Below are 14,158 nucleotides of genomic sequence, written 5' to 3' on the forward strand. Positions count from 1 at the left end.
TATTATTTTTATTCTCCAATTACTTCTAAATAGATCTTCCTACGCTTAGGTCCATCATAATCAGCAAAATAGATATCTTGAGCACCTCCAGAAATTAGTTCCCCATCCATTATAACGAACATACAACTGTTTCCAGTCAACATTGATTTTAAATGTGATGGTGAATTACTACCCGTGGCGCCATAGGATGGTAAAAAGTGAGCATGGGCATATGGAGCATCATCTGGAATTAATCTTTCTAAAGTTTCTTCAATATCTGTTTCAACACATTCTAATCCTTCATTCACCATAATACCGGTAGTTGTATGTGCTGAAATTACAGCAATGAGACCATTATTAACATTTGCTTCTTTAACAAACTCACGAACTTTATCAGTAATTTTAATCATTTGAAACTGTTTTTCTGTCTGAAGAATAAATGTAGAAATTTTAATCATTAGTTACCATCCTCTCCTAACCTAAAAATTTCTCAGCATTTCCACTCAATATTTTATTTAATGTCTTCTCTCTGAAGCCAATATTATAGATAGCTGGCAATAAACGCTTAGCTCTGAAACGCGGAGCATTAGTTCCAAACATTACTTTATCCTGTAAATTTCTCTCAATCCATAAAGGACCCATATTCTTAGTAAATAATTGTTTGAAAAAAGAACTTGCATCATCCATGTGTAACAGTGATGTATCAGTATACACATTAGGGTATTTCAAAAGTAACATAATTGTTTCATCAATCCATGGCCAACCAAAATGCGCTAAACAAAATTTAAGTTCTGGATAATTAATTGCAACTTCTTCAAAATTAATAGGTTTTGAGTATTTAGCTGGAGCATCAGGTTGCCACGTCATGCCTGAATGAAAAATAATTGGCTTGTTAAAGGAAATACATGTTTCATAAATTTTTTTCATTTTATCCTCATTGGGATAAAATTTTTGCTTTGATGGATGTAACTTTAACCCTTGTAATTTTAAATCTTTAAACGCATATTCTAATACTTCTATTGCATCATCTCTTGAAGGATCTACACTAGCAAATCCTATAAACTTATCTGGTGCCATATCAATAAGTTTTTTTATCTGTTCATTTGAAATTATATATCCGCCCTGAATAATGGATATATCTTCCGGTAATAGAACTAATTTATCAACCTTAGTATAATTCATTTCTATAAACACTTGTTCTAAAGGATGAGGAGATTGTTTAAAAGTTCCAAATTGATTTTTTCTAAATGCCAATTCTTCTGCACTTTCGACTATGTCTTTGAAATATATAGGATGATGATGGACATCAATAATCATACAAACTCACACCTTCTTAAATAATTGTTTATATATTAATATGGTTCAAATTTACTCACTACTTTAGAAGCAAACTCTGCCCCAATCTCTAGGCATCGCTCTATAGATTTATTGTGTATTACACCAAATATAAAACCTGAACAAAAAGAATCTCCTGCTCCAACAGTATTTACTACAGTTGTAGGAACAATATTCCCTTTATAAAATTCATTACCATCATAAGCAATAGATCCTCTTTCACCTAAAGTAACTACAACTAATTCTGGTCCTTTTAATTGCGCATTTTTCATAAAATTCCTAATATAAGCATCATCTTTAGTATACGAGAAAAAGGCATAATCAATATACTTTAAAGTATTGAAAAACTCCTCACTTACTCTAACTGAGAAATCAAATATAATTTTCGTTCCTCTCTCTTTGAAATAAGACAAATATTCTATCGCTCTACCAGAAAAATTTGTATGAATGTAATCATATTCTGAAAGGGAATTGATATCTTCCTCAGTTAAGAAAAAATCTTCCATTACCCCTTCAATTTTCTCTTTATGAATTCGTTCGTTATTTTTAAGTTCCATTTTAAAAATAGCAGTTGACCCTTCCCTGACCTTTATATGCGAAGTATCAATATTTTCGTTCTTTAGAAAAGTTAACATTAATTCCCCATTTTTATCTGTTCCTACAACTGTAGACATTGCAGTATCTATACCTTTTCTACTTAAATGTACTAGAAAATCAACACTATTTCCTGTTGGGTAAGATTTATTTTGCTCCTCGTAAACATCGATAATACTTAATCCAACTCCAGCAACCCTCAATAATATCCTCCTCTAACTAAAAAACTATTTTCTTAACTCAGCTGTTTTGACCTTATCAATTTGCATACTTAGTTGATTAATAATTACACCATATTCATCTTGAGCTTGTTGAAGATTTATATATCCATTTTTCACATCGGATAAAACAAGGTATTCGTCTCTTTTAAAAGGATCCATATACCCCCCCCCTCCAGGTGTTTTCATAATAACTATACTTCCTTTGTGTACATTCATTGTTACCTTTGGAGGTAAATGAAAAATCTCACTTTTCGAAGTAATATGAATACACTCAGAAGATTTACCATTATTCCCACCGAATAATCCCCAAGGACTTGTCTTTTGTCTTTCCGATGTAATAGTAACAACTAAATTATCCATTAAACTCTCAAATTCTCTTATGATGCCATTTCCACCTCTATACTTGCCGCTACCACCACTTCCTTCATTAAGAGAATACTTTTTAACCAAAATAGGGTACAGTTGTTCTATAACCTCTGTAGGAGTATTTCGCGTATTAGTCATATTGGTATGAACCCCATTCATACCATCCAAACCTTTAACAGCGCCTTGTCCCCCTCCACAAGTTTCAATATAAGAGAAATAATCATTCGTTTCAGAGTTAAATCCTCCAAAATTTATACCATTCATAGAACCTGAACAAGCAGCCATAGCAGATTCCGGTATTATAGGAGCTAATGCACCTAGTATTGCGTCTGTAATTCTTTGAGATGTATTTCCATTTGCATTCGAAACTGCTGCAGGAAATTTAGCATTAACCACTGTCCCTTCTTTGGCATGTACATTGACTGGACGATACGCTCCATCATTTGGAGGTATTTCCGAATCTAATAGAGCTTTTATAACATAATATGCACAAGCACTAGTGACACCTATTGTTGAATTAACTGGTCCATTCACTTGTGGTGATGTCCCCTCAAAATGTATATCTATATTATCTCCTTTTACACTTACCTGAACTGCTATCTTTATTAATTCTCTTGAAATACCATCGCCCTCAAGGTAGTCTTCAAAATAATATATTCCATCTTTTACTTTTTCTATAGCCTTTCTCATTCTACGTTCTGAATAATCCATTAATTCTTCCATACAATTTTCTACATATTCAATAGAGTACTTAGCAAACAACTCTTGTAATCTAGTTTCTCCTATTTTATTTGCTGCTAATTGTGCGTATATATCACCTAACATTTCTTTTCCTGTTCTAGAGTTCCTAGTCAATAAACGAAGAATTTCTTCGTCCATTTCTCCCTGTTTTCTTATTCTCACTGCAGGAATTCTTAAACCCTCTTGAAAAATTTCAGTTGTTTCAACAGAGCAACTACCAGGTGACATTCCTCCAACATCAATATGATGAGCTATATTACCTGTGATTGCTACTAATTTATCTTTAAAAAAAACTGGTGAAACCATAAATATATCTGGTAGATGAGAACCACTTATATAAGGATCATTTATTAAAATTGCATCGCCATCTTTAAGGTTTTCTGGAGGGAATATTTTCAAAACTTCTTCCACCACAGAAGGCATTAATCCTAAATGAAGTGGAATATGTTCAGCTTGAGCAACTAGCTTTCCTTCTTTCGTATAGATTGCTGTAGAACAATCCATTCTATCTTTAATATTTGTAGATAATGCTGTTTTTATTAAAGCTACCCCCATTTCTTCAGCAATAGTATGAAAAGCATTCTTCATTACTTCAATTGATATTGCATCAATTTTTTTACTCATGTTTAACCTCCTTGTACTGAATTAGTAAATTTAATTATTAAGTTATTATAAGAGTCTGTTTGACCAAATTGATTAGGACCAATAATTATTGTAGAATCTAGTTGTTCAATAACTGCTGGACCTTCTATAATACTACCAGTATAAAGATCTGACCTTTTATAGACATTTGTATTATGAAATTCTCCCTCAAAAAAAACTTTCCTATTTTCTAAAGGTTCAATAAATTTATCAATATTAGAAATATTATTAGCTTTAAAGTTTATTTGAGATATTTCTCCAATGGCTTGCATTCTTATATTTACTAGTTCAATAACTTCATCTTTTCTGCTAAATCCATATACTTTATTGTGCAAATCATGAAAACGCTCAATTGCATTATTTATCTCTTCATGTGTAATATTCATACTATTAATAGGGACTTCCATTTCGTATGCTTGATTTACATACCTTAAATCCAAGGTGATCTGTAATTTAACCTCCGTTTCCTTGAACCCTTCTTTTCTAAGTTGGTTTAATGCTTCTTTGGTTAAATTATTAGCGATAATATTTATTTCATTTAAATTTAGATTTGATGTATTCGATAGCACTGTCTGCACTAAATCATGCTTAACATCTGCCATTAGCATCCCCATTGCACATGCAATACCTGGATTTGAAGGTATTATAATTTCACTTGAACCAAGTTCTTTAGCAATATCCATTGCATGTAATGGTCCTGCGCCTCCGAAAGCAACTAATGAAAAATCTCGAGTATCGTGCCCCTTTTCAATAGATACAACTCTAATCCCTCTTACCATATTTGCATTAACTACTTTCAAAATACCCTCAGCAGCTTCTTCGACTTTAATGCCTAGGGGATCGGCAATTTTTTCTTTCATCATTTCTTTAGCTAACTCTAAATTCATTTTCATTTTACCGTTTAAAATATAATTAGGATTTATTCGACCTAATATAACATTTGCATCAGTTACAGTTGGTTGTAGCCCACCCTTGTTATAACTTACTGGCCCCGGATCTGCTCCAGCACTTTGTGGCCCAACACGTAATGCACCTCCTGAATCAATCCAAGCAATGCTTCCGCCTCCAGATCCTATAGTATGCATCTCAATCATCGGAAGTTTAATAGGAATACCACCAACTTCACTTAAAGTAGTATATTGTACTTCTCCACCATCTATTAAAGCGGTATCCAGGCTTGTTCCTCCCATGTCTATCGTAATAAGATTTTTATATGGTGTAGTATCTGTAATTAATTTCCCTGCCAAAATACCGCCAGATGGTCCAGATAAAACAGTGCGGGCAGGTGTACCCATAGCGCTTTTCGCAGTAATTACACCACCATTTGATTGCATAATATATAAATCTGAAGATACTTTTTGCTCAATTAATTTTTGATTTAATTCATTTAAATATTTCATCATTTTTGGCATTACATATCCATTCGCTATCACAGTACTAGTTCTTTCATACTCTTTGAATTCTGGTAATACATCACTAGAAATAGTAACAAACACTTCAGGATAGTATTCTTTAATTATTTTCTTTATATTCTTTTCATGCTTCGGGTTAATAAATGAATTTATCAAACATACCGCTATCGATTGCACATTTTTGTCCTTTAGCTTCTTAACTAATTTAATAACTTGTTCATCTTCTAATGGTTGAAGCACCTCACCATTACCTTTAATCCGCTCAGAGACTTCAAACCTTAACTCTCTAGGCACAAGTGGTGCCGGTTTTCGAGCATTAAAATCATATAATTTAGGTCTCGCCTGACGACCTATCTCAAAAACATCCCTAAAGCCTTCTGTAGTAATTAAAGCTGTTTTTGCCCCTTTTTGTTCCAGTAATGCATTAGTTGCTACAGTTGAACCATGAATAAAAAAAGAGATATTTTCTGTACTTATATCTGTTTTCTCCGTTATTTCTATCAAGCCATTAATAACCGCCTCTGAAGGATTATTAGGCGTTGAAGGAACTTTGGTAATTAAAATTTCTCCATTTGATTCATTAATTAAAGCAATGTCGGTAAAAGTACCTCCTGTATCCACACCTAAATGATAACTCATAACATACACCTCTTAAAAATATTATTTTAAAAATAAATTTAATCTTTCATTGAACCACTTGCTAACCCACTAACTATATATTTCTGCAAAGAAATAAATATCAAGATAATTGGGATTGCTGTAATTACTGCAACAGCCATAAGATAGTTCCACTGGGTTCCGAATTCTCCTGTAAACTTTGTTAATCCCATTGTTAATGGCCAGACACTTTCATTTGTTGTTAATGTTAATGCAAATACAAAATCTCCCCACCCCCATAAAAAACTTATTGCTCCTACAGTCAATAAACCAGGCCTTACCAGTGGCAATATAATCTTCCAAAAAGCACCAAACTTATTACTCCCATCTATTAATGCAGCCTCTTCCAAAGCACCTGGTAGGGATAAAAAGTATGGCCTTAATACTAAAATAGCAAAAGGTAAAGAATGAGTCGTGTTAGCAATTATCAAACCCATAAAGCTATTGATTAAGCCCATATTGTTAAACATGATAAACAAAGGAAGCGCTAACATAATATTAGGAATCATTTGCATGGTTAATAATAAAATTATTATTAATCCTTTCCCCTTAATCTTTAATCTTGCTAACCCATAAGAAGCGGGAGCAGCTAAAAATAATGTTAGTAAAGCTGTGCCAAATGCAATAATAGCACTATTAAATATATATTTAAAAATTGTAGTATCTTCTACAAAATTACTTTTATACGCTGCAAAGGTAGGATTCTCTGGATAAAACAGAGGAGGATAAGCAAAAACTTCACTTGTAGGTTTAATTGACGTAATAAACATCCAATAAACTGGGAATAAATAAACTATTGTAACTAGTAAAGCGATTACTGTAGCACCATACCTTGAATGGATGATATTTTTAGTTTTTTTCAATTTTTATCCTCCTTTCTTGATATATAAAGGTATACCAAAGCGAATATAGTTAACAGTACAAACATTACGCTAGAAATAGCTGCACCAACACTCAAATCATAATTAGTAAACGCCTCTTGATAGGCATATAAAGGAAATATTGTCGTAGCATCTACAGGCCCCCCGCCAGTCATTACAAAGATCAAATCAAACACTTTAAATGTGTATATCATTGTTAGCATTAATAGTATTTGAATCGTTGGTTTCATTAATGGTAATGTAATAAAAATGAATTGTTTAAATCTACTAGCACCATCAATTTTTGCTGCTTCATATAATTGAGTTGGTAGCCCTTGTAAACCTGCAAGTAAAATTAACATATTAAAAGGTATACCAATCCAAATATTAGCTATTATTGTCCCTACCAAAGCCATATTTTCATCTGTAAGCCAATATATAGGAGAATCTATTATTCCTAGATATTCCATTATAAAGTTGAAAACACCCGTATCACCAGCAAGCATCCATTTGTAAATAGTTCCTGTAATTACAATTGGTATCATCCAACCAAGTAATAACATTGATCTAAAAAGATTTCTTCCAGGAAAATCTTTATTTAAGAATAGAGCCAAAGCAAAGCCTATTACGAACTGGAATAACATGCAAGCTATTGTAAATATAATAGAATTTTTTAAAGACGTATAAAATAGAGGGTCATTAATAATCTTCAAATAATTATCGATTCCTATAAATTCTGATCCACTTCTCAAATTCATCATGGTCACATTTTTAAAACTTAAAAAGATATTATATAGAATAGGAAACACTAAAAAAACTAATGTAAATATTGCACTTGGTAAAACAAAAAGATAACTCGTCCATTTCATAGCTCTATTTTTTTTATTTCGATAACCTATTTTATTAACCTGTTGTTTTATTTCTTTTTTCACATCATCCCTCCTTTATATCTTAAGAACTTCTCTTAGAAAAATATCCAGTTAGACTCGTTGAATATTTTTTTCATAAGTCTTGATAATATTTGGCATATTATAGTATCAATAAATACACAGATTTCTTATTCAAATCTCTTTTATTCTTACTTCACCTATTTACGAATAAGTGAAGTATACTTTCTAATACTTCAAATAAATTACTTTTGTAAGGAAACTTATCCTACTTATGTAAAATACTAAAAATAAAATAGGATTGGTAACGTACTAGTAAAAGCTCTTAATTTAAATCTCTACATGCAAATGATTTTTTAACGTAAATAATTTTTAAGTAGTTGCTCTATCCTTTTTATTAATGAATAGAGCAACTAAATAATTTTATAAAACTAATTGCTGTTCTTCGTCATATTTAAGGTTCACAATTAACAATGAGAATTAATTATAATTAATCTAGCAATTCATTAATTCTTTTACTGGCTTCTTCTGCTGCTTGTTCTGAACTTTTCGATCCAGTATAAACTTCTTGAACCATTTCTTGAAACGCTTCAGAAATAGCAGGATAATTTGAACCATAAGCTCTTGCTTTTGCTATAGGTGTTTGATCTGCAAACACTTTCATATGCTCATCTTCTGTCCAATATGAATCATCTGATATATCTTCTCTTGTCGGTAATCGTCCACCTGCTTGTAAAAATGGTATTAAGTATTCTGGTTGTTGAGAAAACTCTAGTATATCCCAAGCTATGTCTTTATTTTCTGAATTAGATGTTATTGCCCAATCGGATCCCCCTACAATAGTTGATTCATTCTGCCCTACAGGTAAAGGGACTAACCCCCAATCAAAACTGGCTTCTTCTTTAATTATAGGTAGTTGCCAGGGGCCGCTCATAACCATAGCCACTCTTCCTGACATAAATTGTTCAAATGTTGCCTGTTGGTCTTGAGTTAATGTATCTCTAGACATATAACCATTATCCAAAAAACCATTTAAATAGTTTAGCATATCTATAGTTTCTTTACTATTGAGTTCCTGCATGTCTGCTCCCGACTGCCATAAAAATGGTAAATGTTGATAGGTTAATTGTTCACCTTTAATTGCTGCAATTGCAAATCCAAAAACATTTTCACTTGTAAGTGCTTCGGCAGCTTCTTCTAATTCCTCCCATGTGGTTGGAGCCTCTAATCCAGCATCATTTAACATATCAGCATTATAATATAATGCAAGATTATTTGTATCAGCCGGAATACCATAATATTTCTCATCATAAATGACATGGGATAAAGGAGCTTCGAAGTATTGATCAATTTCACCCCAAGCAGTTACTTCTTCGGTTATATCCTCTAAAACTCCAGATGAGGCGAATTCCTGATGATCAGCACCATCTATCATTACAATATCCGGTAATTCATCTGATGCAGCTCCTAACAAAAGCTTATCTTTAATATCTGCAAATGGTACAAAGGTTCTTTCGATTTCAACATTCGGGTTAGCGCTTTCATAATCTTCGATTAAAGATTCCATTGCTTGTACCATTGGTTCAAGCGCCTGTGAATCCCACCAAGTAATTGTAATCTGTTCATCATTATTTGTTTCATCTGAGCCTTCAGTATCACTAGAACAACCAACAATAAATATAAATAACGAAAAAAAACAAATTACACTAATTTTTCTAAACATTGTAAATCCTCCCTTTTTAAATATTTATACGTTACGATTAAAAAATAATAATCCAAAATCTCATGAATTCAGACATTAAGTGTAAATAGATCATTGAATAATATATATCTAACATTAAAAATTAAGAACACTAATAATATATTATATAATGTTATACATTATTATATAATATATTAAGTTAATGTCAACATAAATTTTCAGTTTTTCATACTCTTATGTAAATTCGAAACTATTAATACGCTAAACTACGTTAACATAATACGATATTTTATATCGATTGTGTTAGATTAACTTGAGTACGACGGTTAATTTTTACCACTTGTGCGGTCTTTTTTGCCACTTTTTACGAAGAAATGTACCGCCCATTGCGGAGCTCTTTACCATATGTACAGAGATTAGCCGTGGAACTAATCTAGTAGTTTCATTCTTGATATAGCAACAATCCCACCACCCTTGACCTTGTTTGTGTCCGTGGTAGTGAAATTTGTAGCAGATAGCAAAAAAGAAGCCTTTTATGGCTCTATCCGCATCAATAGTACCACGGACAATCAATTCTAAGCTCTGCTGGCAGGCCCCCTTCCCTCCCAGCATTCACTTAGAATTGGCACGACGGTAAAGGGCAAGCAGTTAGCACTGTAGTTGATAAGTGCTTATTCTTCAGTGGTAAAGCCTTTCGCAACAGGTGGTGAAATCCCCGCATTTGGTGGTAAAAAAGATTGCAAGGCTGGTACATATTAAATGCCATACTCAATTAACTCAACGAAAATCCTATATTAATTCAATTTTCTAGTTACATTATTTTAAGTTTTCATACTTTAAAGTTTTATTCCAGAAACAAAACAAACATAGTCGTGATATTAAATTCTCACAACCATGTTTGTTTTTTTTTTACAAAGTCCGAATATAGACATAAATTTTTCATCTTATATATCAAGACATTTTTGAATATTTTCTATAAATTCTTTCTATTTTTTCATTAATTGCATTTTTTTATACAACATGCTTTGTTGAAGTGACTACTAATAAAAGAACATTCACGTCATACAATAATATAATTGTGGGAGCATAAACTGCTTTTTTTGGTTCTTATCGATTATACTATTCGAATTCAAAACAGCTTTGAAAAAATTCCACAGGGCTATTCATTTCTATCAATATTTAAGGTAAATGTGACTTTATCAGCAATAAATAATGATTTTGAAAAATGTATATATCGCTCATTCTGATCGGATGAAATTTTTTCAACATTATAAAGTATTGATCCAGTATCACAATTAAGAAGTTTACCTTCTTCTACTGTTGCGTAACCTATATTTACAGTTTTATATGAACTAACTATTCTAATATTATATTCTTCTTTTAAAATTTGATATGTTGATTTTGTAGAACTGATAAGTTTTTCTAAATCAGGTAATAACTCTAAAGGGTAATATGAGGTTTCTAAAATAAACGGAGTATTGTCAATATATAATAAGCGATGTAACTCTAACAAATTAGAATCCTTTGAAATAGAAAATTCATATTTACACTTTTCTTGATCAACAAGTTTTGAAGATATAATCTTTGTATGTGGTTCATTACCAGAACTACTTGTAAGTTCTGAAAAACCTCCTACAGAAATCAATTCCCTCTTATGTTTAGTATCTTGAACAAAAGTTCCTTTTCCCTGCTTTCTTAGCAAAATACCTTCATCAACTAAATCCATTATTGCTCGTCTTGTTGTAATTCTACTGACACCATATACATCACATATTTCAGATTCTGGAGGCAATCTTTCGCCTTGAGAATACTTGCCCATATTAATTTCAGATTTCAAGTGTTCTTTCAACTGAAGATACAGTGGTTTTTCACTCATACCATTCAATTTCATAATATTCATCCCTCCTTCGTAGAACAAGATATAAAAAAGCAGCATATTTATACCCTTGAACATTAATCGAATTTGATGTAATCCTCAACTTACTACCGTATATCGTAAAATATAATATTGTTATGATATTTTATAATATATTATATCATAACATAATAACTTAACTTTCGCATTGATAAAAATTAAGGTGAAAAACTTAATAGTCTACCTCAATGGGAAAAAGCAGAAAATAACTTATGATAATTCCATTGCTCATTTTAAAGAGCGGGTAAAGAAACTTTAGCACCGGCAAAAAAGAGAGCCAAACAAATTCAACTCTCTATCATAAATCTATTTTTCTTCCATTCCCCTAACAAATAGAATGCCAATTTTTCATCAAAGCGCATTCAGCTCATCAAATGTTACTTCCACATCAAACACTCCATAAGCATATGGCCCAAGCACATAGTGCTCGTAATGAAAAATAATCGAATCATCCGTTAGAACAAACTGCTGAAAGTTTTCCCACTCCGGCTGTGTTGCCTCTTCCAGCATATCTAATTCCGGCCCTTCATTTTCCAGCTTACTATATATTAAATCACCAAGATTACTAAGCTGCGATTCATTTTTCACCAAATTTTGTATCGATAATTCACGTTGGTTCTTTAAGTCATAATTAAAAGGATATTGATACGTGTATGGATGTGGTCCGCCAAAATCCATAACATGTCCAAACATAAAGGAGATATAGTCATCCGTTATTGTTGGTTCCCAAAAATAAAGACTTTCCCCTCCTTCGTACGGAATCTCCGCAAGCAGCTTCTCGTTTTCTTCAAACTCTGTCTCAAATTCTTCAAAATGCTTCTTGACTTCCATCTCAATCGCTTTATCTGCTTCTTCCATGCCGAACACGGGATATTCTGCAGAAATCTCGGTCCACTCCCCAGCTTTTTCTAACTTTTCTATTTCGTATTCTGCGGAGGTTGGTGACAGAAATGCTGCATCCTCCTGTTCTTCCCCATTTATTTCAGCTTCTTCTGTTCCCGTCTCTGTGTCGGTTTCTAGCGTTTCCTCATCTGGCCTGTCTTCCTTTAATTCTTCGCCAGCTTCTTTACTTTTAGCATCAGCTTTAGTTTCCTCTGGTTCTTCTGCTTTTTGATCTGCATCATCTGATATTTCTTCTTTTTCCGTCACTGTTTCACGTGAATCATCGGCTGCAGCTTCCTGCATCTCCTTGCTGGTATGATTATTATTGCTGCTGCATCCAATCAGCCCAAAAATAAGTATTGCAAGCCCTAGAATAATACATTTTCTCTGCATTACTTTTTCTCTCCCCATATGATATATTGACTGTGGTTGAATTGAATATTCTGCTTTATTTAATAATACCTTTTATTTTACCATAACTAGACATACGTTCGGGCAGCAACTTTTTGGTGTATTGTAACTTTTCAATGATGAAAATGCGTACAGGCGAAAAAATTTAAAAGCCCGACAATACCACATAAAACAAGCAATAGGAGCTTCTCCACTCCTATTGCCTGTATGTCAGAAACTATTTCAACTCTGGCCAGAACGCTTTATTCGCTTCAATCAAATCATCTAAAATATCCTTCGCTACTTTGGCACTTGGCACGGTTTTAGATAAGGTGATTGCCTGCCATAATTTTTGGTAAGAACCCTCTTCAAACGCTTCTACTACTAATTTTTCTACGCCTACCTGCTGCTCCATCAGGCTTTTTTGGAATCTCGGAATCTCGCCGACAACCAGTTTTTCTGGACCATTGCTGCCAACGATACAAGGAACCTCTACCATTGCAGTTGGATCAAAGTTAACGATGGCTCCATTATTTTCTACAATCATCAGCATGCGCTCTTTTGTATTAAAGGCAATTGCTTTTGCCAAGTCAACGATGTAGGAAGCATGATCATCCGTTTCAAGCTTCGTATCCGCTGCACTTCCTTTATCAATAATTGCCTGACATTCACCGAATACAAACTTCTCCCGGCCTTCCATTACTTCATTTGCGCGTGTATGGTTTTTATCGGAATGTGCTACTTCATAATCAGGGTATAAATAATATTTTAAATACGTGTTAGGTACTGTTGCTGCGTCTAATGCTTGTACATCTTTCGCCTTTTTAAATGTACTGTTCCAGCTCGCTTCTTCTCCAGGGATATCCTGTCCGCCCATAGTATATCCATACTTGCTGACATGCTCTGTCACCTGAGGCATCAAGCTGTTTCCTTCTTTATCACGAATATCTGTCCACCAGCCAAAGTGATTCAGGCCATAATAGTTTACTTCCATCTCTTTACGAGAGGATAACCCTAAGCTTTTGGCAATTAATTCTTCAATCCCAATTGGCATATCACAAATATTTAAAATCTTAGAATTCGGTCTTAATTTGCGTGTCGCTTCGGCAACAATGGCAGCCGGATTAGAGTAGTTCAGCATCCAGGCATCTGGAGAATATTTTTCCATATAATCAACTAATTCCAATACTCCTGGAATCGAACGCATCCCATAAGCAATTCCGCCAGGGCCACATGTTTCCTGTCCTACCACTCCATGTTTCAATGGAATTTTCTCATCCTGTTCACGCATCGCATATTTGCCGACCCGGATATGTGCCATCACAAAGTCAATATTGGTAAATGCTTCTTCTGGATTGGTACTAGCCAGCAAACTCACTTCCGGTGCACGTTCTTTTAATAAAATCTCACATGCATCTGCAATTGTTTTTTGTCTATCTCCATCATTATCATAGAGTTTAATCGTATCGATCGGGAATTCATCCAGATAGTCCAACAGCATCAAAATAATCCCCGGTGTAAATGTACTTCCGCCTCCAGCAATGGTTATGTTAAATTTTTTCATTTTAAAACGCC

General features: G+C 33.3%; 11 protein-coding genes. All 11 read right to left on the reverse strand.

Annotation, left to right across the window (positions count from 1 at the left end):
- Positions 1-8: 8 nt before the first annotated feature.
- Positions 9-437, reverse strand: coding sequence for a secondary thiamine-phosphate synthase enzyme YjbQ (locus tag ACFO3P_RS00560; protein ID WP_379542044.1), 429 nt, complete (start codon positions 435-437; stop codon positions 9-11).
- Between the two features lie 16 nt (positions 438-453).
- Complete coding sequence (locus ACFO3P_RS00565; RefSeq protein WP_379542045.1) at positions 454-1,296, reverse strand: amidohydrolase family protein; 843 nt, start codon at positions 1,294-1,296, stop codon at positions 454-456.
- A 35-nt stretch (positions 1,297-1,331) separates the two neighbouring features.
- The gene (gene frlD, locus ACFO3P_RS00570; protein ID WP_379542046.1) at positions 1,332-2,111 is read right to left on the reverse strand and encodes a fructoselysine 6-kinase; all 780 of its coding nucleotides are present in this window, start codon (positions 2,109-2,111) and stop codon (positions 1,332-1,334) included.
- A gap of 24 nt (positions 2,112-2,135) precedes the next feature.
- Positions 2,136-3,860, reverse strand: coding sequence for a hydantoinase B/oxoprolinase family protein (locus ACFO3P_RS00575; RefSeq protein ID WP_379542047.1), 1,725 nt, complete (start codon positions 3,858-3,860; stop codon positions 2,136-2,138).
- Between the two features lie 2 nt (positions 3,861-3,862).
- Entirely contained in the window at positions 3,863-5,929 is a 2,067-nt protein-coding gene (locus ACFO3P_RS00580) for a hydantoinase/oxoprolinase family protein (protein WP_379542048.1), read from the reverse strand.
- Positions 5,930-5,967: 38 nt separating this feature from the next.
- Entirely contained in the window at positions 5,968-6,810 is an 843-nt protein-coding gene (locus ACFO3P_RS00585; protein ID WP_379542049.1) for a carbohydrate ABC transporter permease, read from the reverse strand.
- Positions 6,807-7,739: a carbohydrate ABC transporter permease gene (locus ACFO3P_RS00590; protein ID WP_379542050.1), complete on the reverse strand. Its 933-nt coding sequence runs from the start codon at positions 7,737-7,739 to the stop codon at positions 6,807-6,809. Before ACFO3P_RS00590 ends, ACFO3P_RS00585 begins: the two co-directional genes overlap by 4 nt.
- Positions 7,740-8,184: 445 nt before the next feature.
- Entirely contained in the window at positions 8,185-9,417 is a 1,233-nt protein-coding gene (locus tag ACFO3P_RS00595) for a sugar ABC transporter substrate-binding protein (RefSeq protein WP_379542051.1), read from the reverse strand.
- Between the two features lie 1,138 nt (positions 9,418-10,555).
- The gene (locus tag ACFO3P_RS00600) at positions 10,556-11,287 is read right to left on the reverse strand and encodes a UTRA domain-containing protein (protein ID WP_379542052.1); all 732 of its coding nucleotides are present in this window, start codon (positions 11,285-11,287) and stop codon (positions 10,556-10,558) included.
- 375 nt (positions 11,288-11,662) lie between these two features.
- Positions 11,663-12,586 (reverse strand): RsiV family protein, encoded by a 924-nt coding sequence (locus ACFO3P_RS00605; RefSeq protein ID WP_379542053.1) that lies wholly within the window; start codon positions 12,584-12,586, stop codon positions 11,663-11,665.
- A 235-nt stretch (positions 12,587-12,821) separates the two neighbouring features.
- Positions 12,822-14,147, reverse strand: coding sequence for a 6-phospho-alpha-glucosidase (locus ACFO3P_RS00610; protein ID WP_379542054.1), 1,326 nt, complete (start codon positions 14,145-14,147; stop codon positions 12,822-12,824).
- Positions 14,148-14,158: the final 11 nt, after the last annotated feature.

It is taken from the genome of Oceanobacillus aidingensis (assembly GCF_042654105.1).
Classification (GTDB): Bacteria; Bacillota; Bacilli; order Bacillales; family Amphibacillaceae; genus Oceanobacillus; species Oceanobacillus oncorhynchi.

What these genes read in the sequence shown, in the direction of transcription:
- ACFO3P_RS00560 (WP_379542044.1), bottom strand. Translation starts at nt 437, where the DNA reads ATGATTAAAATTTCTACATTTATTCTTCAGACAGAAAAACAGTTTCAA.
- ACFO3P_RS00565 (WP_379542045.1), bottom strand. Translation starts at nt 1,296, where the DNA reads ATGATTATTGATGTCCATCATCATCCTATATATTTCAAAGACATAGTC.
- ACFO3P_RS00575 (WP_379542047.1), bottom strand. Translation starts at nt 3,860, where the DNA reads ATGAGTAAAAAAATTGATGCAATATCAATTGAAGTAATGAAGAATGCT.
- ACFO3P_RS00580 (WP_379542048.1), bottom strand. Translation starts at nt 5,929, where the DNA reads ATGAGTTATCATTTAGGTGTGGATACAGGAGGTACTTTTACCGACATT.
- ACFO3P_RS00595 (WP_379542051.1), bottom strand. Translation starts at nt 9,417, where the DNA reads ATGTTTAGAAAAATTAGTGTAATTTGTTTTTTTTCGTTATTTATATTT.
- ACFO3P_RS00600 (WP_379542052.1), bottom strand. Translation starts at nt 11,287, where the DNA reads ATGAAATTGAATGGTATGAGTGAAAAACCACTGTATCTTCAGTTGAAA.
- ACFO3P_RS00605 (WP_379542053.1), bottom strand. Translation starts at nt 12,586, where the DNA reads ATGCAGAGAAAATGTATTATTCTAGGGCTTGCAATACTTATTTTTGGG.
- ACFO3P_RS00610 (WP_379542054.1), bottom strand. Translation starts at nt 14,147, where the DNA reads ATGAAAAAATTTAACATAACCATTGCTGGAGGCGGAAGTACATTTACA.